The sequence below is a fragment of the Streptomyces sp. NPDC050263 genome, from assembly GCF_040655955.1.
In the GTDB taxonomy this organism is placed as follows: domain Bacteria; phylum Actinomycetota; class Actinomycetes; order Streptomycetales; family Streptomycetaceae; genus Streptomyces.
On the sequence record NZ_JBFAKW010000091.1, the window covers coordinates 21,029 to 38,961 of the forward strand.

The window sequence follows — 17,933 nt, forward strand, 5'->3', positions numbered from 1 at the left end:
GACACCGGTTAAGGTAAGGCTGGCCTTACTGAATGACCGGAAGCAGTGGTTGTGCGTACGTTGAAGTGGAAAGTCTCCGTGGTCCCCCTGGCCTCCGTGGTCTCCGTCGTTGCCGTCGGAGGGCTGCTCGTCGGCTGTTCGTCCACCTCTGACAACGATGCCAACTCATCGTCCTCGGCCTCCTCCGGCGCGAAGAGCGACGGCCGGCAGAATCTCGTCGCCGGGGCCTCCGAAGGGCCCTCCGCCGCTCCGAGCGTCCTCGCCGACGGCATGGGCGCGGACACCGACGCGGACGGCACGTTCCCGCGCACGGTCAAGCACTTCCAGGGCAGCACCACCGTCAAGACGGAGCCGAAGAAGATCGCCGTGCTCAGCACGGGACAGCTCGACGACCTGCTCAGCCTCGGTGTCGTCCCGGCCGCCTCGACCCGCGCCGACAACGCCGGTCTCGTCCCGGACTATCTGACGGACGCGTTCCCGCAGGTCAAGGCGAAGCTCGCGGCGATGACCGACGTGGGCACCCGGCAGGCGCCCAACCTGGAGTCGCTGGCAGCCGCGAAGCCGGACCTGATCCTGGTCAACGACTCCCTCGGCGACCTCTACCCCAAGCTGTCGAAGATCGCGCCGACCGTCGTCACGGCCGGGCAGGGCATCAACTGGAAGCGGGACCTGCTGCTCGTCGGCGAGGCGATCGGCAAGGGGCAGGCCGCGCAGCGGCTGCTCGACGGGATCGTCGGCGACGCGCGGACGAAGGGCGACGCGGTCGCGGGCGACCCGACCGTCTCCATGGTGCGGTTCACCCCGGACCGCACCCGCATGTTCGGCGTGTCGTCCTTCACCGGGTCGATCGCCGTGGACATGGGGCTGTCGCGGCCCGAGTCGCAGCAGTTCAACGCCATTTCGCAGGACATCAGCGCCGAGAAGATCGACACCGCGGACGGTGACTGGATCTTCTACTCGGTCCAGGGCGACGCGAGCAGGACGGACGCCGCGAGCGTGGTGGCCGGGCCGCTGTGGAAGGGAATGGGCGCGGTGAAGTCCGGGCAGGCCGTCAAGGTCGACGACGACCCCTGGTACCTCAACGCGGGCCCGACGGCGGCGCGACTCGTCGTCACCGAGCTCGCCGACCGCCTCGGCGAGTAGCCGTCCCGTGAAACACCTCGCCTGGCCGGCGGCCGCCTTGTTGGTGGCCGTCGCGGCCGTGCTCAGCCTCGCCGTCGGCTCCCGGGCCGTGCCGCCGGCCGCCGTGCTCGACGCCCTGCTGGACGGCGGGAGCTCACCGGACGCCCTCGTCGTGCGGTCGCTGCGGCTGCCGCGGACCGAGATCGGGCTGACGGCGGGGGCCGCGCTCGGCGTCGCCGGGGCGGCTCTCCAGGCGGTCACCCGCAATCCGCTCGCCGACCCAGGCATCCTCGGCCTCAGCCAGGGCGCCGCGGCGGGGGTCGTCCTCGCCATCTCCCTCGGCCTCTCCAACGGCTTCTCCGGGTATGTCCGGTACGCCTTCGTCGGCGCCGTCGCCGCCGCGTGTCTGGTGTACGGGATCGCCGTCCGGGGCCGGGGCGGGGCCTCGCCGGTGAAGCTGGCGCTGGCCGGGACCGCTCTGTCGGCGATGACCGCGGGCGCCACGACCGTCGTCCTGACGTCGAGTTCGGCGACCCTCGACCAGTTCCGGTTCTGGCAGGTGGGCGCGTTGAGCGGACGGGACGCCGACACCGTCGTCCACATGCTGCCGTTCCTGGGGGCGGGCGCGCTGCTGGTGCTGGCGTGCGCGCGGGGGCTGGACGCGCTGGCCCTCGGTGACGAGACGGCCCGTGCGCTGGGGCACCGGGTGCATGCGGTGCGGGTGTGCGCCGCGCTCGGGGCGACCCTGCTGACCGCGTCCGCGGTGGCCGCCGCGGGGCCGATCGCCTTCGTGGGCCTGGCGGTGCCGCATCTCGCCCGCCGGGTCACGCGGAGCGCCGCGCATCGGCTGGTGCTGCCGCTGTCCGCACTGCTGGGCGCCGCGCTGCTGCTGCTCGCGGATGTGGCGGGGCGGGTGGTCCGCGCTCCCGCCGAGGTACCGGCCGGAGTGATGACGGCTCTGGTGGGGGTGCCGGTGCTGGTGGTGCTGGTGCGGCGAAAGGCGACGGCCTCGTGATGGTCCCGGCAGAGCGGGCGCGCCCCGAGAACCTGACGGTCGCGCGCCCTGAGCGGCTCACGGTCGCACGTCCCAAGGACGTCACCGTCCTGCGCCCCCACCCCAGGATCTCGGTTCTCCTGCACCGCCGTGCCGCCTACGTCGCCACCGCGCTCCTTCTCCTCCTCGCGTGCGTCATGCTCGCGTCCGCCTGCTTCGGGCAGACCTATGTCCCGCCGGACGAGGTCTTGCGCACCCTGCGCGGCGAAGCCGGCCCCTACGACCTGATCGTGGGCGAGCTCCGGGTCCCCCGGATCGCCCTCGGCGCTCTCGTCGGCGCCGCCCTCGGGTTGTCCGGGGCGCTCGTGCAGACGGTCACCCGCAACCCGCTGGCCAGTCCGGACGTGATCGGTGTGGGCCACGGCGCCGCCGCCGCGACCGTCCTCGCCCTCGCCACGGGGGCCGTCGCCTCGCCGGGCGCGATGCCGGCCGTGTCCGTCGTGGGCGGTCTCGCGGCCGCGGCCCTCGTCTACGCCCTCGCCTGGCGCCGCGGGATGCAGCCGAGCCGCTTCGTGCTCACCGGCGTCGGCATCGGCGTCGCCCTCTCCGCGATCGTCCAGCTCTACCTCGCCGACAGCGAGCTGGAGGCGGCCGAGCAGGTCGAGCTGTGGCTCACCGGCAGTCTCAACGGCCGCGGCTGGGAGCAGGCGGGGCCGCTGACCGCCGTCCTGCTGCTCTCGCTGCCCGCGCTGGTGTGGGCGAGCCGGGCGGTCCGGCCGCTCGGCCTCGACACGGACACCGCGGCCGCGCTCGGCGTTGCGGTGGACCGGGTGCGGCTCGGTCTGACGGTCCTCGGCGTCGTCCTCGCGGCGACCGCCACGGGCGCGGCGGGCCCGATCGGCTTCGTCGCGCTCACCGCGCCGCAACTGGCCCGCCGTCTCACCCGTACGCCCCAACTCCCGTTGGTGACGAGCGCGTTGACGGGCGCGGTCGTCCTGGTCGGCGCGGACCTGGCCGCCCGCCTGCTGCTGCCGCCGTTGGAGATCCCGGTCGGCGCGCTGACCGCGCTGGTCGGCGGGCCGTATCTGCTGTGGCTGCTGGGACGGGAACCACGGGGTGCCCGACGGCCCTCTTGAGGGGCATGAGTACCGACACGCTCACGGACCTCAGCACCGGCGCGACCGCCGTCTCCCCCGCCTCCGGCCCCGGCACGAGGAGCGAGGGGTGGGGGATCGCGTACGCGTCCGTCGCGCTGCTCGTCCTCGGGGTGTTCGCGGCGTACGGGTTCGGCGCGGCCGAGAACGCGCGCGTCGACGCCGAGTCGGCCGCCTGCCACGTCGTGGCGAGCACCTGGCCGATGTACGCGACCGCGTACCTCGGACTGCTGGCCACCCTCGCCGCCGCGGCGCTGGCCGGGCGGCGGCTCCTGCAGCCGCTGCGCCCGCGCGGACCGGTGCAGATGGCGGGGATGGCGCTGCCGGCGGCGCTGCTGCTGCTCGTCCTCCAGGGCGTGATCATGTGGACGCTGTACCAGTCGGCGGGCGGGCCGGTCGACTGCCTGGGCTGAGCCCTGGTGGCGCCTCGCGACGGGGCGGGGCCCCCGGCGCATACGCCGAGGGCCCCGCCGATTCCAGGCGGTGGTGGTCAGATCGTCGACGTGTCGATCACGAACCGGTAGCGGACGTCGCTGACGAGCACCCGCTCGTACGCGTCGTTGATCTGGTCGGCGTCGATCAGCTCGATCTCCGCGCCGATGCTGTGCTCCGCACAGAAGTCCAGCATCTCCTGGGTCTCCTGGATGCCGCCGATGCCGGAGCCGGCGAGGGTCTTGCGGCCGCCGATCACCGAGAAGAGGTTGAGCGCGACGGGCTCCTCGGGCGCGCCGACGTTCACGAACGCGCCGTCCGTCTTCAGCAGCGACAGGTAGGCGTCCAGGTTCAGCGGGGCCGAGACGGTCGAGAGGATGAGGTCGAAGGCGCCGCGCAGCTCCTTGAAGGTGTTCTCGTCGCTGGTGGCGTAGTAGTGGGCGGCGCCCAGCTTCAGGCCGTCGTCCTTCTTGCGCAGCGACTGGGACAGGACGGTCACCTCGGCGCCGAGCGCGTGCGCGATCTTGACGCCCATGTGGCCGAGGCCGCCCATGCCGAGGACGGCGACCTTCTTGCCGGGGCCGGCGTTCCAGTGCCGGAGCGGGGAGTACGTGGTGATGCCGGCGCAGAGCAGGGGCGCGGCCTCGTCGAGCTTCAGGGTGTCGGGGATGCGGACGACGTAGTTCTCGTCGACGACGATCTTCCGCGAGTAGCCGCCGTAGGTGGGCTCGCCGTCCTTGCCGACGGCGTTGTACGTGCCCACGTTGCCGCCGGAGCAGTACTGCTCGAGACCGGCCTTGCAGTTGTCGCACTCACGGCAGGAGTCGACCAGGCAGCCGACGCCCACCCGGTCGCCGACGGCGTACTTGGTCACCCCGGGGCCGACCTCGGAGACGATGCCCGCGATCTCGTGACCGGGGACCATCGGGAAGATCGCCTCGCCCCAGCCCTCCCGGGCCTGGTGGATGTCGGAGTGGCAGATGCCGGCGAACTCGATGTCGATCAGGACGTCGAACTCGCGCACCGCGCGGCGCTCGATCGTCGTGCGCTCCAGCGGAGCCTTGGCGGCGGGTGCGGCGTACGCGGCAACGGTGGTCATGCCGGGCTCTCCTAGCGGGGGGTTCGTCGTCCCGGCCTGCCTTCGGGCCGGGTACGGCGTCCAGCCTGCCGCATCGCACGGGATTCACCCAGGTCACACCTCTGCGTACGTCTGCTGTGCCTACCACTGGCGGGGTCAGGCTGCTGTGCGTACGACCGGGAATACTGGACGGCATGGACGAACGCCCCGAACCCGCCGGCGCCTCCCTGGACCGGCGTGCCGAGCTCAGCGAGTTCCTGCGCACCCGGCGGGCCCGGCTGAAGCCCGAGGACGTGGGCCTGCCCGACTTCGGACGGCACCGCAGGGTGCCGGGGCTGCGGCGCGAGGAGCTGGCGCAGCTCGCCGGGGTGTCGGTGGCGTACTACACGCGCCTGGAGCAGGGCAACGGGCGGAACGTTTCGGCGGAGGTGCTGGACTCCATCGCCCGCGCACTGCGGCTGACGGACGCCGAACACGCGCATCTCACCCACCTGGCGAAACCGAAGCACAAGAAGAAGCAGACGGCCCGGCCCCAGCAGGTGCGGGCGGCACTGCGGCAGCTGCTGGACACGATGGACTCGGTACCCGCGTACATCATCGGGCGGCGCTCGGAGATCCTGGCGTGGAACCGGATGGCGGCGGCGCTCTTCGGCGACTGGGCGGAGCTGCCGCCGGCGGAGCGCAGCTGGGCGCGGCTGGTCTTTCTGCGCCCCGACTACCGGGACCTCTTCGTGGACTGGGAGCAGAAGGCGATCGACATCGTGTGCCATCTGCGCATGGACGCCGGCTGCTATCCGGACGACCCGCGGCTGTCGGTACTGGTGGGCGAGCTGTCGGTGAAGAGCGAGGACTTCCGGCGGCTCTGGGCGACCCACGACGTCAAGGAGAAGAGCCACGGGGTGAAGCGCCTGAGGCATCCCCTGGTCGGCGAACTCTCCCTGAGCTTCGAGGGGTTCAGGCTGGTCGACGACGCCGACCAGTCGCTGGTGACGTACCACGCGGAGCCGGGCTCGCCGTCGGCGGAGGCGCTGCGCCTGCTGGCGAGCTGGGGCGCGGACGCTGCGCGAGCGGGGGCGGGGTACCAGGCACCGTCTGTCTGACAGCGGGCCGCCCCCGCGGCGCGCCGAGGCTTCAGCCCTGGTACGGCGGAGCCGCGCCCCACCCCCACGTCGGCACCGGCTGTTCGGCCGGGGCTCGGCGTCGGGGCCGGAGAAGCAGACGGCGAGCCGCGTGCCCCACTCGACGTAGGCGAGGAACGCGGACCGGAACTCGGCGTCGGCCGGCAGACCGGCCTCGTCGGCGGCGTCCCGGATCAGGTTCACCCAGCGGCGGCGCTGCGGCTCGGTGATGTCCCGGCCGTGGGGGCACCCCCGCTGGGGGAGCTTGGCGACCATGTGACTGTGGCCGCCCTGGGTCGCCGAACAGCTGTCCGGCCCGCCGAAGACCTCCGCGAGCCACAGGGCGACGTGCTCGGCGTGCTCGGGGGCGAGACCGGCGAAGACCGGCGAAGACCGGCGCGAGCAGGTCGTCGTCGAGCACCTTCGCGTAGCACGAACCGCCCACCGGAGGCTTCCCCTCCGGCGGGCCTTCGCTCAGCGCTCAGCGACCATACAGAAGTATGCCGGGGGGGTTACGGGACGCCTCAATACATCAGAAGTACGCCAAACCCAAGGGTTACCACGTCAGGATGACGAGGCGTTCTCCTTGACCGTGATCTTCCCCTTGCGGATCGTCGCCACGCGAGGGGCCTTCTTCGCGATCGAGGAGTCGTGGGTGACCATGATGAAGGTCAGCCCGTGCTCCTTCCACATGGTGTGCAGGACGTCCATGATCTCGTCGCGCATGCCCTCGTCGAGGTTGCCGGTGGGCTCGTCCGCGAGCAACACCTTCGGCTGCTTCACCAGCGCGCGGGCGATCGCGACGCGCTGCTGCTGGCCGCCGGACATCTCGGACGGCAGATGTCCGAGCCGCTCCCCCAGGCCCACGGACTTCAGTGCCTCGGCGGCCCGTTCGCGGCGTTCCTTGACCTTCACGCCGAGCGGGACGAGGGCCGTCTCGACGTTCTCCTGCGCGTTGAGCGTCGGGATCAGGTTGAAGGACTGGAAGACGAAGCCGATGTTCTCGCTGCGCACCTTGGTCAGCCTGGCCTCGGAGAGCTTGGCCAGGTCGACGCCGTCCAGGACGATCTCGCCCTCGCTGGGCCGGTCGAGCGCGCCGATCATCTGGAGCAGCGTGGACTTGCCGCCGCCGGTGGGCCCCTGGATGACGAGCCGGTCGCCGTCCGGGACGGTCAGGTCGACGCCGTCGAGGGCGTGGACCGTGTCCTTGCCCCGGGTGTAGCGCTTGGTGACGCCTCTGAGTTCGTACATGGGGACAACAACTCCTGGAGCTGGTAGGTGGGTTGGCTGCTACTCGACGCGGCGCAGCGCGTCCGCCGGACGCAGCCGCGACGCGCGCCAGCCGCCGAACGCCCCCGCGATCAGGCCGCCGGCCACGGCGAGACCCACCGCGACGGCCACCGTCGTGACGCTCACCGGAGCCGTCAGCGCGACGTCGAGGGTCTTGGCCGCGGCCTGGCGACCGGGACCGCCGCCGAAGCCGCCACCGCCGCCGGGCCCGCCCTGACCGCCACCGCCGCCCAACTGGGCCTGGAGCGTGGGGCTGACGGCGGTCACGGCGTACGCGCCGGCCAGGCCCAGCCCGATGCCGAGGGCCCCGCCGAGCAGACCGTTGACCATGGCCTCGCCGACGACCTGCCGGGTGACCCGGCCGGACTTCCAGCCCAGCGCCTTCAGCGTGCCGAACTCACGGACGCGGCGGGAGACCGCCGAGGAGGTGAGCAGACCGGCGACCAGGAACGCGGCGAGCAGCACCGCGATGGACAGCCATTTGCCGACGTTGGAAGCGAGCGAGGAGGCCGTGGAGAGGGAGCCGGACACGGTGTCCGCGAGGTCGGCGGAGGTCGTCACCGTCGTTCCGGAGACGTTCTTCTGGATCGTCGACTTGACGCTGTCGATCTTCTTGGAGTCGGTCGCCTGGACGTAGATCGTGGTGACCTTGTCCTTCGAGTCGCTGAGGGTCTGAGCCTGGGTCAGCGGGATGTAGACGTTGGCGGCGGCGTCGCCGCTGTCGGCCGTGGCGATGCCGATCACCGAGAACTTGGTGCTGCTGATGGTGAGCGTGGAGCCGACCTTGAGGGACTTCTCCTTGGCGTACGCCGAGTCGAGGACGGCGACCGCGCCGTCGGTCTCCGAGGTCTTGAAGGTACGGCCGCCGGTGATCGTCGAGGAGGTCAGCGGGCCGAGGGCGGGCCGGGTGACGTCGGTGCCGTAGACGGAGTAGCTGTTGACGTCGAAGTTGGCGCCGCCGCCCTGCACTTCACCCTGCGGCCGGCCGCCGCCGTTGCCGCCGCCCTGCCGGCCGCCGCCTCCGCCGGTGTTGCCCCCGCCGTCCTGCTGCTGGAACTGGCCGCGGGTGAACTGGCCGCTGACCTTGAGGACTCGCAGGCTGAGCCCGCCGACCGCGTCCGAGACGCCGCTCTGCTTGCCGACCTTGGTGACGGTCGCCGTCGGCAGGGTCTGGAAGCCCTGCACCATGACGCGGTCGGTGCTCTGCTCCGCGTCGGAGTCCTGGTCCTGCGCGTCGAACTGGAAGCGCGGACGGTCCGAGGCGTTCGCGGTGGGCGTGGCGGCCTTGGTGACCGTCATGTCCGTACCCAGGCCGTACAGGGACTCCAGGACCTTGTCCTGAGCCTTCCCCATGCCGGAGGACACGGAGGTGACCACGATGACCAGCGCGATGCCCAGCGCGAGGCCGGAGGCGACGACGAGGGCCGCTTTTCTGCGGCGGCGCAGCTCGCGCCTCAGGTAGGTGAAGAACATGGCCGCAAGCTAGGTACGGCGCGTGATGACTGGATAAGGCGCAAATAAAAGAAGCATGAGAAGGCTGTCCAAGGACCAGGAATCAGCCCGCACGCACCTGTCAACAGGGGACGCCGACAGAGCCCACGGCCCCACGCCCGCCACCCGGACCCGTACGGTTGCTCGATCCGCGCACCGGATCGACAATGGAGACAGGGGTGTTCTGCCGGCGCCGGGAGCGATCGATGGCAGCCAGAGCTCCACTCCCCCACACTCTGGACGGCGACGGCGACATCGCCGTCCACCAGAACTCGTCCTGGGCACAGCGAACCACGGCTCATGTCGCCGATCTGCAAGGGCAGCTCAACAGGCTGAAGCGGCACGCCGCCGCCGGCGACGGACTCGACACTTGGTACGTCAAGAAGGCCGAGGCCCATCTCCGGGCGGCCCGGGAAGCACTGGTCAGAAGGAGATTCTGGAACCGCTTCTCGGGCAGATCCACGGACCGGGCGCTGGCGAACATCCACGAGGTCGAGGTCGCGATCGTGCGCCTCGTCCCGGAAGCCGAGCTCCGCGGCAGACTCCTGCCCGTCCTCGTCCAGGCGCGTCTGCATCTCGATCCGAACGACGTGCGTCTGCAGCGACTGGAGCAGTTGTTGTCCCGCCCGAGCGGCACCCACGTCACCGATGCCGACCGGGAGTTGCTCGCGCAGACACTGCACGGCGCCTACCAGGCCGAGGAGCGAGAGCGGGCCAAGGTACGCAGCTTCATCGCCATCATGTCGGCGGCGACCGCCGTCACGGCCCTGATAGCCGCCGGCTTCGCCCTGTGGGCCCTGACGGATTCGCAGGACGTCGGACAACGCTTCTGCTTCCCGATGAACGCCGACGATCCGAACGCCGAACCCACCGTCTGCCCGCTCGGGGACGAACCGTCCTGGCAGGGCGTCTGGTTCATCGAGTTCTGCGGACTGCTCGGCGCCGCGGTCGCCGGGGCGATCTCCCTGCGCGAGGTCCGGGGGACCGCCGGTCCCTACCGGGTGGCCACCGGACTGCTCCTGCTGCGGCTGCCCGTCGGGGCGCTCACCGCCGTCATCGGGATCATCCTGCTCAGCGGCCGGTTCTTCCCGGGGCTCACCGCTCTCGACACGTCCACTCAGATCGTCGCGTGGTCCATCGCGTTCGGCATTCTGCAGGAACCCGTGACCCGTGCCGTCGACCGGCAGGGCCAGGCCCTGCTGGAGAACGTCAGGACCCCCGGACGCGAACCGGGGAACGGCGCCGAAGGGCGGGCCCGCAAGCGGCGGTCCCGGCCGCGTCGGCGCCGCGACTGAGGGGCCCGTGCGGGGCGTCACATGCGGAAGGCGGCCGCCTCGCGGGCGACCGCCTTCACTGCGGAACTCAGGGAGAGTCGGTCCTCAGACGGCCGAACCCGCCTTCCACTGCGCCCAGTCCATGTTCCAGCCGTTGAGGCCGTTGTCCGGGGAGACCGTCTTGTCGCCGGTGTTGGAGACGACCACGACATCGCCGACCATCGAGTTCGTGTAGAACCAGTAGCCCGCCGTGCCCGTGTCGTTGGCGCCCTTGGTGTCGGACAGACCCACGCAGCCGTGGCTGGTGTTCACCGAGCCGAAGACGGACTTCGCGCCCCAGTAGTTGCCGTGCACGAAGGTGCCGGAGTTGGTGAGGCGGATGGCGTGCGGCACGTCCTTGATGTCGTACTCGCCCTTGCCGTCGTCGTCGGTGAAGCCCACGGTCGCGCCGTTCATGCGCGTCTCCTTGAACATCTCCGACATCACCATCTTGCCCTCGTACGTCTTGTTGTCGGGCGAACCGGCGGAGATCGGGATGGTCTTGACGGTGGCGCCGTTGCGCGTGACCTTCATCTGCTTGGTCTTGGCGTCGACGTAGGAGACCTGGTTGCGGCCGATCTTGAAGGTGACCGTCTTCTGCTGGACGCCGAAGACACCGTTGGCGCCCTCCACGCCGTCGAGCGCGAGCTTCAGCGTGACGGTGGAGTTCTCCTTCCAGTAGTCGTCCGGACGGCAGTCCATGCGCTGGGTGGAGAACCAGTGGCAGACGACCTCCTGACCACTGGTGGAGGTGACCGTGACGCCCTTCTGGACGGCGGCCTTGTTGGTGATCGCCTTGTTGAAGTTGATCGACACGGGCATGCCCACGCCGACGGTCGAGCCGTCCTCGGGCGTGAAGTTGCCTATGAAGCTGTTGTTCGGGGAGACCGTGGTGAAGGAGGCGTTCTCGTGGGCCTCGAGGCCGGCCGAGTCCGTGGCGCTGGCCGCCACCTTGTAGGTGGTGGAGCGCTCCAGCTGGGCGTTCGGCTTCCAGCTGGTCTTGTCCGCGGAGAGAGTCCCCTCGACGGCGGCGCCCTCGCCGGTGGTCATCGTCACCTGGGTGAGCGTGCCCTTGCTCACCGTGACGGCCGCCGAGTTGTTGATGGAGGCGTTGTCCGAGCCGTCCGCGGGTGTGATCTTGATCTGGGCCTCGGAGGACTTCTTGGCCGCCGCCTCGTCTGCCTTGGCCTGCGAGGAGCTGCCCCCGCCGTCCGAGGCGCCGCCGTCACCGCCGGAACACGCAGAGAGCACCAGAACACCGCCGAGCAGTGCGGACGCGGCCATCAGACCCCGACGCCGCCTACTGTCCGTCATCACACGCTTCTCCATCGTTGCCGTTAACAAAACCCCGAGATTCCCCGTTGAGAATCTTCAACGCCACGACCGCTTCGTCCCGTTCCACATTTTCCGAAGGTGTGGGGCACGCCACGTTCGCGGCGTTGATGGTGCAGTCGTCGGATGGTGCGGGTGTCGGTTCGTGCGTCTGCTGAGACGACGAAACCCCGAGCGGCGGTTGCCGTCCGGGGTCACGAATTCCCCAAGACGCTCAGCCGATGCCCCGCTCGTCGTCGTCCGCCTCTTCATCCTCGTCGACATCATCGTCGTCGAGGTCCCACTCCGGCGAATCCGGGTCGTAGTCGACGCGTTCAGTGGACCAGGACGCCTGCTGGAGCTCCACCCCGGGCACCTCCCCGAGCAGGTCGAACGGGTCGACGAGATAGGCGAGGGCCTCCGCGGTGTCTTCCGTCACAGCGCCCTCGGCGTGCGCCCGCTCGTCGTCCGGAACCTCCGTGTCCTCGGCGAGCCTGCGCAGCGCCGCCTTGGCCACGGCGTCGTCGTCATGAACTTCGACGAGAATTTCCACTCGAATCCGCACAAAACGTGATGTCTCTTCAGTGCTCATGGCCGGAGCGTACGGCTCACAGCTCCCGCAACTTTCCCGCGACCCGCGCCTTTCATTAGCATCGGACCACACGGCCAATTCGCCAGCGCCACAAGGGGATCGATATTCCGTGTCATCCGCTCGCCGTCCGTTGCTGACCGCCACCGCCGCGGGGACCCTGCTGGGTGCCCTGTGGTTCGTCCCGTCCGCCAACGCGTCCCAGGACACACCGGCCAGAACGGAGCCGACCACGCAGGTCACGACCCAGGCACGGACCGCGTCGACCACCACGACCGAGACGGCGACGGGCACGACGTCGACCGACGGCACGGCCGAGCAGGCGGCGGCCAGGACCATGGCCGACGACGGCACCCGGCTCGCCGACACCGGAAGCTTCGACACGACGCCCTATGTCGTCGGAGGGACCGCGCTCCTCGCCCTGGGCGCCGGCTTCGTGGTTTATTCCATTCGTCGCGAACGTCTGGGTTTTTGAATTGATTTGACTCTTCTTTGACAGGCTCTTCATAGTTCGCTCATGAAGAGAACCTCGGGGGCGCGGCTGTGCGCCACTGCCGCAATAGGCGCACTGTCGCTCTCCCTCCTCACCGCCTGCTCGGACGAGGGATCGAAGGACTCCACGGACGCCAAGACGTCCGCGTCGGCGTCCGCGTCCACCTCCTCCTCGGCCCCGGCCGCGAAGGCGTTCACCGCCGCCGAACTGGAGAAGCTGCTGCTCGCCCAGGGCGAGGTGAAGGGCTACAAGGTCGACTCGGGGGACGACACCCTCCCGAAGGCCAAGACCCAGGTGAAGACCGACAAGCCGGCCTGCGACCCGCTCGCCTGGGCCACGGCCGGTCTCGCCCCGGGCGACACGGACGCCAACGCCAGCAACAGCGTCTCCGAGGACAAGGCGTCCACCGCCACCGCGCAGCCGGAGGACCTCGCGGACGCCTTCGACATCGACATCACGTTCGTGGGCCTCTCCTCCTACGAGGGCGACGGCGCCGCGAAGGCCATGAAGGCCGTCTCCGACGGCATCACCGCCTGCGCCGCGGGCTACGCCCTCTCGGCCGACAGCGAGAGCACGAAGGTCACCAAGGTCGCCGCCGAGAAGGCCTCCGGGACGGGCGACGAGTCGCTCGCGTTCACCGAGGACGTCGACATGGACGGCGCGGGCACGGCCACCTTCCACAGCGACGTGGTACGCAAGGGCAACACCGTCGCCACGTTCTACACGGTGAACTTCTCCGCGATGTCGGAGGGCGGCGACATGGGCGACGTCCCGGCGGCCGTCATCACCGCCCAGGTCGCGAAGCTCAAGTAACCCGCACGCTCAGGACATCAGGGCCCTGCCGCAACTCCTTGCGGCAGGGCCCCACCCGTGTCACCGCAGCGGCCCGGTGACCGTCTCCACCGCCTCGACGAGCCGCCCGGCGCGCACGAACGCGTCCGCCGCCGCGAGGTCGGGCGCGAGGAACCGGTCCGGGCCGGGGCCCTGGACGCCGGCCTTGCGTACCGCCTCGATGACCGCGCGGGTCGCCGGCGCCGGCGTCAGCCCCTCGCGCAGTTCCACACCGCGCGTGGCGGCGTACAGCTCGACCGCGATGACGCGCGTCAGGTTGTCGATCGCGGTGCGCAGCTTGCGGGCCGCGGACCAGCCCATCGAGACGTGGTCCTCCTGCATGGCGGACGACGGGATCGAGTCGGCGGACGCCGGCACGGCCAGCCGCTTCAGCTCGCTGACCAGCGCGGCCTGCGTGTACTGGGCGATCATCAGCCCGGAGTCGACGCCGGCGTCGTCCGCGAGGAACGGCGGGAGGCCGTGGCTGCGGTTCTTGTCGAGCAGCCGGTCGGTGCGGCGCTCGGCGATGGAGGCGAGGTCGGCGACGGCGATCGCGAGGAAGTCCAGCACGTAGGCGACCGGCGCCCCGTGGAAGTTGCCGTTGGACTCGACGCGCCCTCCCCCAGTGCCGAAAGCCTGGGAGGGGCCCCCAGGCAGCACCACCGGGTTGTCGACCGCCGAGGCCAGCTCCCGCTCGGCGACGAGCCGGGCGTGGGCCATCGTGTCGCGGCCGGCGCCGGCGACCTGCGGGGCGCAGCGCACGGAGTAGGCGTCCTGGACGCGGGGCGCGTCGTCCTGGTGGTGGCCGGTGAGCTCCGAACCCGCCAGCACGGCGAGCATGTTGGCGGCCGAGGCGCCCTGTCCCGGGTGCGGGCGGATGGCGTGCAGCTCGGGCGCGAGGACCTTGTCGGTGCCGAGCAGCGCCTCCAGGCTGAGCGCGGCCGTGACGTCGGCGGACTTGTAGAGCATGTCGAGGTCGGCGAGGGCCATGACCAGCATGCCGAGCATGCCGTCGGTGCCGTTGAGGAGCGCCAGGCCCTCCTTCTCGCGCAGTTCGACGGAGGCGATGCCGTGGGCGGCCAGCAGCTCGCCCGCGGGCGCCACGACGCCGTCCGGGCCCTCCGCGTCCCCCTCGCCCATGAGGGTGAGGGCGCAGTGCGAGAGCGGGGCCAGGTCGCCGGAGCAGCCGAGGGAGCCGTACTCGTGGACGACGGGGGTGATGCCGGCGTTCAGGATGTCGGCCATGGTCTGCGCGACCTCGGGCCGGACACCGGTGTGCCCGGAGCAGAGGGTCTTCAGCCGCAGGAACATCAGCGCGCGGACGACCTCCCGCTCCACCCGCGGGCCCATGCCGGCGGCGTGCGAGCGGACGATGTTGCGCTGAAGCTGGGCGCGCAGCTCCGGGCTGATGTGCCGGGTGGCGAGGGCGCCGAAACCGGTGGAGACGCCGTAGACGGGCTCGGGCTTGGCCGCCAGCGCGTCCACGATCTCGCGGGCCGCGGCGAGGGCCGCGACCGCGTCCTGGGAGAGCTCGATCCGGGCGCTGTCGCGCGCCACGGCGAGTACGTCGGACGCGGTCACTCCGGACGTCCCCACCACCACAGTGTGCATATCCATATTCAGGAGCGTACGCAGTGAAGACGAGGATGTCACGAGTGGGGTGCCTGTTCGCCCCTTACCGAATGGGTCACGGCCCGATACGTCACGGCCGTCCGCGGAACCGTCGCCGCTCGGCGGCCGGCCGCTCACCGGGAGGCTCGTCGGCGAGGCGCACGACGGGGTCGTCCGGCCCCTGCCGCCCGGCGACCACCGGCCGGGCGGCCCGTACCGCCTTGGCCCGGTACTGGGCGGCGTCGGCCAGCCGGAACAGCCGGCGGGCGGAGCGCACCGGCCCGATGGGGTCCTCGGTGGAGGCGACCCCGCAGGCGACGCCCTCGCCGAGCTCCAGCTCACCGGCCCGGCGGCAGAGGTCGTCGGCGACCTTGACGACGTCGTCCGCGGCCGGCCCGACGGCCAGCAGGCAGAACTCGTCCCCGCCGAGCCGGGCGGCCAGCGCGCCGGGCAGCATGGCCCCGCACAGCGACAGCACCGACCCGAACCGCTCCAGGAGCCGGTCCCCGACGGCGTGCCCGCAGGTGTCGTTGACCCGCTTCAGCCCGTTCAGGTCGCACACGACGAGGCTGACGACGACCCCCTCCGCACGGTGCCGCTCCACCGCCTCCTCCAGCCGTACGTCGACGGCGCGGCGGTTGGCCAGGCCGGTCAGGGCGTCGGTGAAGGCGAGCCGGCGGGCCTCCTCCAGCCGCTCGGTCTGGGCGAGCCCGGCGGCGACCACGGCGGCGAGGACGGTCGCGAAGTCGGCGTCGGCCCGGTCGAAGACGGGCGTGCCGGCCGACCGCGCGACATACAGCTCGCCCCAGGCCCGGCCGTGCAGCACGATCGGCGCGACCACACAGGAGCCGCGACCCCGGCGGCGCAGCGCGGCGACCCTCTGGTGGCAGTAGCCGGGGCGCCCGGCGGCGAGCCCGTGGGCCGTCTCCACCCAGGCGTTGGGCTCGCCCCCGGACGCCCAGCGCTCGTGCAGGAACTCGGTGATCTCGGGGAACTGGTGCACCGGGTAGGCCTCGGCCTCCGGGAACTCGTCCTCGTCGGCCGCCCGGTCCCCCACGTTCACCAGGACGCGCAGCCGCCCGAGGTCCCGCTCCCACACCGAGAGCGCGGCGAAGCTCCCGGCCAGCGCACGGCAGGCGCCGAGCGCCGCCGCGCGCCACGACTCGCGGGGGGTGTGCGCGGCCGCCATCCCCTGCGCGAGCGCCACCACGGCCACCAGGCGTCTGTCCTCACCCATAGCCCCAGGCTAGGGACATTCAGCCTGAAAGGGGACACGAAGGGCCACCTGGAGTGACAGGTGACGCTCCGAACACGGCTCACCCACGACTCACTCCCCCGGCCACTGCGGTTTCCGCTTCTCGTTGAACGCGGCCACACCCTCCGCGCGGTCCCCCGAGAAGGCCACCGCCCGCCATGCCGCGTCCTCGACCTCGAGCCCGGCCCGCAGGTCGAGACCCTGTCCCAGCCGCAGGGCCCGCTTGGCCGCCCGCAGCCCCACCGGCGAGTTTTCGCCGATCCGCGCGGCCAGCGCCAGCGCCTCCGCCCGGTCCTGCCCCTCCGCCACCAGGACGTCCACCAGCCCCAGCTCCCGCGCCTCGGCGGCCGCCACCCGGCGCGCCGTGAAGATCAGCTCGGCCGCCCGCGCCGCGCCCACCCGGCGCGGCAGCAACTGCGTCCCGCCGCCCCCGGGGATCACGCCCACCGACACCTCCGGCAGCCCCACCACGGCCGTACCGTCCGCCACGATCAGATCGCAGGCCAGCGCCAGCTCGAACCCGCCGCCCAGCGCGAAGCCGTGCACCGCCGCGACCGTGGGCACCGCCAGCTCCAGCACCCCCGTGTACGCCCCGCGGGCGAGCGGCCGCTGGCGCAGCAGTTCGGCGTCGCTGAAGGAGTTCCGCTCCTTCAGGTCGGCGCCGACGCAGAACGCCCGCTCGTGCGTCGAGGTCAGCACGACCACCCGGACGTCCCGGTCCTCGCCCAGCGCCGCGCACGCCCCGGCGATCGACCGGGCCATGTCGGTGGAGACGGCGTTCATGGCCTTCGGCCGGTCCAGGGCCAGCTCCGCGACGTGCCCGCCCTCCCCGTGCCGCCGCACCAGCACGAACTCCCCGAACCGCTCCTCGCCGACTCCGCTCACGACACCCTCCGGTTAACGACGGTTAACAACTCCTGCCCGATCATCCCAGCCAGGGCGCGCGAGCGAAAGGGCGAACCTGCCCTCGGACGTCCCGGGAAACAACCCCGCCCACCCGTTCGAGTGACATCCCGCCCAACTCATCCCGCACCGCTCACAGGAGCGCATATCGTGCGTCCGCCCCGGCGCATCGGGGGCGCGAACGCATCGGGGAGGGAACGCGATGGCGAGCACGCTGACCAGGCACGTCGACACGGCACCGCAGGACGTGGCGGGACCGGTCGAGGCCGACCGGCCGTGGGCCCCGCGCGCCCGGGGCCGGCATCGCCGCCCCCGCCCCCGCAAGGTGCTGTTCGCGGCAGGCGGCCTCGCCCTCGCGGCCGGGGTGCTGAGCCTCGTCCGACTGACCCCCGACCCGGGCGGCGCAGGCACCGTCGAGTCCGAACCCCGGCCGGACCCGGTCGCGAGCACGGAGGACGACACCGGCACGGACACGGACGCCGGTGAAGGCCGCGCGGCCGACCGGGCCGACACCGTCGGGGCCACCCCCACCCCCACCCCCACGCCCACCGCGCCCAGCGCCATGGGCGGCGCGAGCACCGCCCCCACGCCCGAGCCGGGCCGGCTCCTCCCGGGCGCCCCCGGCTCCCCGACGTCCGTCGCCCTCACCCCGGGCGCGACCTACACCCCGACCGCGCCGCCCCAGGCCCCACGACCCGCGCCCACGGCGCCGACGCCCCCGCAGTCGGCCCCGACGACCGCGGCCCCCGCACCCGTACCCGCGCCGGAACCCCAGCCGGACGACCCCGACGCCCCACGCCACCCGGGCGTCTGCGTCCCGATCATCGGCCTCTGCGTGGACCCGCTGACGTCCCGCTAGTGCCGCGGCAGGCAACGTTCGCCCCGTCGCGACGCCCGGCACGCACTCTCGCCGCACCGGCCGAAAGCCCAAGTACGTCCAGTACGAGG

The 17,933-nt window shown here is 71.8% G+C and carries 17 protein-coding genes and 1 pseudogene; 9 read left to right on the forward strand and 9 right to left on the reverse strand.

Going from position 1 to position 17,933, the window contains the following annotated elements; all coding sequences use genetic code 11:
* Nucleotides 1–87: 87 nt before the first annotated feature.
* The 4 genes from AB0J04_RS31745 to AB0J04_RS31760 are packed head-to-tail and all read left to right on the forward strand — an operon-like array spanning nucleotide 88 to nucleotide 3,683.
* On the forward strand, nucleotides 88–1,143 hold the full coding sequence (locus tag AB0J04_RS31745; protein WP_363172065.1) for an iron-siderophore ABC transporter substrate-binding protein: 1,056 nt from the start codon (nucleotides 88–90) through the stop codon (nucleotides 1,141–1,143).
* A 7-nt stretch (nucleotides 1,144–1,150) separates the two neighbouring features.
* Complete coding sequence (locus tag AB0J04_RS31750) at nucleotides 1,151–2,137, forward strand: iron ABC transporter permease (RefSeq protein ID WP_363172044.1); 987 nt, start codon at nucleotides 1,151–1,153, stop codon at nucleotides 2,135–2,137.
* Nucleotides 2,134–3,252 (forward strand): iron ABC transporter permease, encoded by a 1,119-nt coding sequence (locus AB0J04_RS31755; protein WP_363172045.1) that lies wholly within the window; start codon nucleotides 2,134–2,136, stop codon nucleotides 3,250–3,252. Before AB0J04_RS31750 ends, AB0J04_RS31755 begins: the two co-directional genes overlap by 4 nt.
* 5 nt (nucleotides 3,253–3,257) lie before the next feature.
* Nucleotides 3,258–3,683 carry a hypothetical protein gene (locus tag AB0J04_RS31760; protein WP_363172046.1) on the forward strand — a complete coding sequence of 142 codons (426 nt, stop codon included), beginning with the start codon at nucleotides 3,258–3,260 and terminating at the stop codon, nucleotides 3,681–3,683.
* Nucleotides 3,684–3,760: 77 nt separating this feature from the next.
* Here the strand turns inward: AB0J04_RS31760 and AB0J04_RS31765 are convergent, their stop codons facing one another.
* Nucleotides 3,761–4,801, reverse strand: a complete 1,041-nt coding sequence (locus tag AB0J04_RS31765) for an NAD(P)-dependent alcohol dehydrogenase (protein WP_363172047.1) — start codon at nucleotides 4,799–4,801, stop codon at nucleotides 3,761–3,763.
* A 173-nt stretch (nucleotides 4,802–4,974) separates the two neighbouring features.
* On the opposite strand from AB0J04_RS31765, the gene AB0J04_RS31770 reads away from it, so the two are divergent.
* Nucleotides 4,975–5,880, forward strand: coding sequence for a helix-turn-helix transcriptional regulator (locus AB0J04_RS31770; RefSeq protein WP_363172048.1), 906 nt, complete (start codon nucleotides 4,975–4,977; stop codon nucleotides 5,878–5,880).
* 31 nt (nucleotides 5,881–5,911) lie between these two features.
* Here AB0J04_RS31770 and AB0J04_RS31775 read toward each other — a convergent pair.
* The 3 genes and pseudogenes from AB0J04_RS31775 to AB0J04_RS31785 form a co-directional block, all read right to left on the reverse strand.
* Nucleotides 5,912–6,328 (reverse strand): annotated as a pseudogene (locus tag AB0J04_RS31775) (group II truncated hemoglobin); the annotation flags it as partial.
* Between the two features lie 134 nt (nucleotides 6,329–6,462).
* Nucleotides 6,463–7,149, reverse strand: a complete 687-nt coding sequence (locus tag AB0J04_RS31780) for an ABC transporter ATP-binding protein (protein ID WP_363172049.1) — start codon at nucleotides 7,147–7,149, stop codon at nucleotides 6,463–6,465.
* A gap of 39 nt (nucleotides 7,150–7,188) precedes the next feature.
* Entirely contained in the window at nucleotides 7,189–8,661 is a 1,473-nt protein-coding gene (locus AB0J04_RS31785) for an ABC transporter permease (RefSeq protein ID WP_363172050.1), read from the reverse strand.
* A 224-nt stretch (nucleotides 8,662–8,885) separates the two neighbouring features.
* Between AB0J04_RS31785 and AB0J04_RS31790 the strand changes: the two genes are divergently transcribed.
* Nucleotides 8,886–9,974, forward strand: coding sequence for a hypothetical protein (locus AB0J04_RS31790; RefSeq protein ID WP_363172051.1), 1,089 nt, complete (start codon nucleotides 8,886–8,888; stop codon nucleotides 9,972–9,974).
* An 84-nt stretch (nucleotides 9,975–10,058) separates the two neighbouring features.
* On the opposite strand, the gene AB0J04_RS31795 is transcribed toward AB0J04_RS31790, so the two are convergent.
* Entirely contained in the window at nucleotides 10,059–11,306 is a 1,248-nt protein-coding gene (locus AB0J04_RS31795; protein WP_363172052.1) for an Ig-like domain-containing protein, read from the reverse strand.
* 232 nt (nucleotides 11,307–11,538) lie between these two features.
* The gene (locus AB0J04_RS31800) at nucleotides 11,539–11,895 is read right to left on the reverse strand and encodes a hypothetical protein (RefSeq protein ID WP_363172054.1); all 357 of its coding nucleotides are present in this window, start codon (nucleotides 11,893–11,895) and stop codon (nucleotides 11,539–11,541) included.
* A gap of 109 nt (nucleotides 11,896–12,004) precedes the next feature.
* Between AB0J04_RS31800 and AB0J04_RS31805 the strand changes: the two genes are divergently transcribed.
* Both AB0J04_RS31805 and AB0J04_RS31810 read left to right on the forward strand, forming a co-directional pair.
* Nucleotides 12,005–12,367 carry an LAETG motif-containing sortase-dependent surface protein gene (locus tag AB0J04_RS31805; protein ID WP_363172056.1) on the forward strand — a complete coding sequence of 121 codons (363 nt, stop codon included), beginning with the start codon at nucleotides 12,005–12,007 and terminating at the stop codon, nucleotides 12,365–12,367.
* A 42-nt stretch (nucleotides 12,368–12,409) separates the two neighbouring features.
* Nucleotides 12,410–13,198: a hypothetical protein gene (locus tag AB0J04_RS31810; protein ID WP_363172057.1), complete on the forward strand. Its 789-nt coding sequence runs from the start codon at nucleotides 12,410–12,412 to the stop codon at nucleotides 13,196–13,198.
* A gap of 60 nt (nucleotides 13,199–13,258) precedes the next feature.
* Here the strand turns inward: AB0J04_RS31810 and hutH are convergent, their stop codons facing one another.
* The 3 genes from hutH to AB0J04_RS31825 all read right to left on the reverse strand — a co-directional run bounded on the left by hutH (nucleotide 13,259) and on the right by AB0J04_RS31825 (nucleotide 16,967).
* Nucleotides 13,259–14,827: a histidine ammonia-lyase gene (hutH, locus tag AB0J04_RS31815; protein ID WP_363172067.1), complete on the reverse strand. Its 1,569-nt coding sequence runs from the start codon at nucleotides 14,825–14,827 to the stop codon at nucleotides 13,259–13,261.
* A gap of 91 nt (nucleotides 14,828–14,918) precedes the next feature.
* Complete coding sequence (locus AB0J04_RS31820) at nucleotides 14,919–16,064, reverse strand: GGDEF domain-containing protein (RefSeq protein ID WP_363172058.1); 1,146 nt, start codon at nucleotides 16,062–16,064, stop codon at nucleotides 14,919–14,921.
* A 90-nt stretch (nucleotides 16,065–16,154) separates the two neighbouring features.
* Nucleotides 16,155–16,967, reverse strand: coding sequence for an enoyl-CoA hydratase-related protein (locus AB0J04_RS31825; protein ID WP_363172059.1), 813 nt, complete (start codon nucleotides 16,965–16,967; stop codon nucleotides 16,155–16,157).
* 220 nt (nucleotides 16,968–17,187) lie between these two features.
* On the opposite strand from AB0J04_RS31825, the gene AB0J04_RS31830 reads away from it, so the two are divergent.
* A complete protein-coding gene (locus tag AB0J04_RS31830) occupies nucleotides 17,188–17,844 on the forward strand; it encodes a hypothetical protein (RefSeq protein WP_363172060.1) in 657 nt (218 codons plus the stop codon).
* Nucleotides 17,845–17,933: the final 89 nt, after the last annotated feature.

Bases quoted from the DNA above. Each gene is read 5' to 3' on its own strand.
- AB0J04_RS31830 (WP_363172060.1), top strand. From the start codon at position 17,188: ATGGCGAGCACGCTGACCAGGCACGTCGACACGGCACCGCAGGACGTG.
- AB0J04_RS31785 (WP_363172050.1), bottom strand. From the start codon at position 8,661: ATGTTCTTCACCTACCTGAGGCGCGAGCTGCGCCGCCGCAGAAAAGCG.
- AB0J04_RS31800 (WP_363172054.1), bottom strand. From the start codon at position 11,895: ATGAGCACTGAAGAGACATCACGTTTTGTGCGGATTCGAGTGGAAATT.
- AB0J04_RS31765 (WP_363172047.1), bottom strand. From the start codon at position 4,801: ATGACCACCGTTGCCGCGTACGCCGCACCCGCCGCCAAGGCTCCGCTG.
- AB0J04_RS31795 (WP_363172052.1), bottom strand. From the start codon at position 11,306: ATGACGGACAGTAGGCGGCGTCGGGGTCTGATGGCCGCGTCCGCACTG.
- AB0J04_RS31780 (WP_363172049.1), bottom strand. From the start codon at position 7,149: ATGTACGAACTCAGAGGCGTCACCAAGCGCTACACCCGGGGCAAGGAC.
- AB0J04_RS31810 (WP_363172057.1), top strand. From the start codon at position 12,410: ATGAAGAGAACCTCGGGGGCGCGGCTGTGCGCCACTGCCGCAATAGGC.
- AB0J04_RS31760 (WP_363172046.1), top strand. From the start codon at position 3,258: ATGAGTACCGACACGCTCACGGACCTCAGCACCGGCGCGACCGCCGTC.
- AB0J04_RS31820 (WP_363172058.1), bottom strand. From the start codon at position 16,064: ATGGGTGAGGACAGACGCCTGGTGGCCGTGGTGGCGCTCGCGCAGGGG.
- hutH (WP_363172067.1), bottom strand. From the start codon at position 14,827: ATGCACACTGTGGTGGTGGGGACGTCCGGAGTGACCGCGTCCGACGTA.
- AB0J04_RS31770 (WP_363172048.1), top strand. From the start codon at position 4,975: ATGGACGAACGCCCCGAACCCGCCGGCGCCTCCCTGGACCGGCGTGCC.
- AB0J04_RS31790 (WP_363172051.1), top strand. From the start codon at position 8,886: ATGGCAGCCAGAGCTCCACTCCCCCACACTCTGGACGGCGACGGCGAC.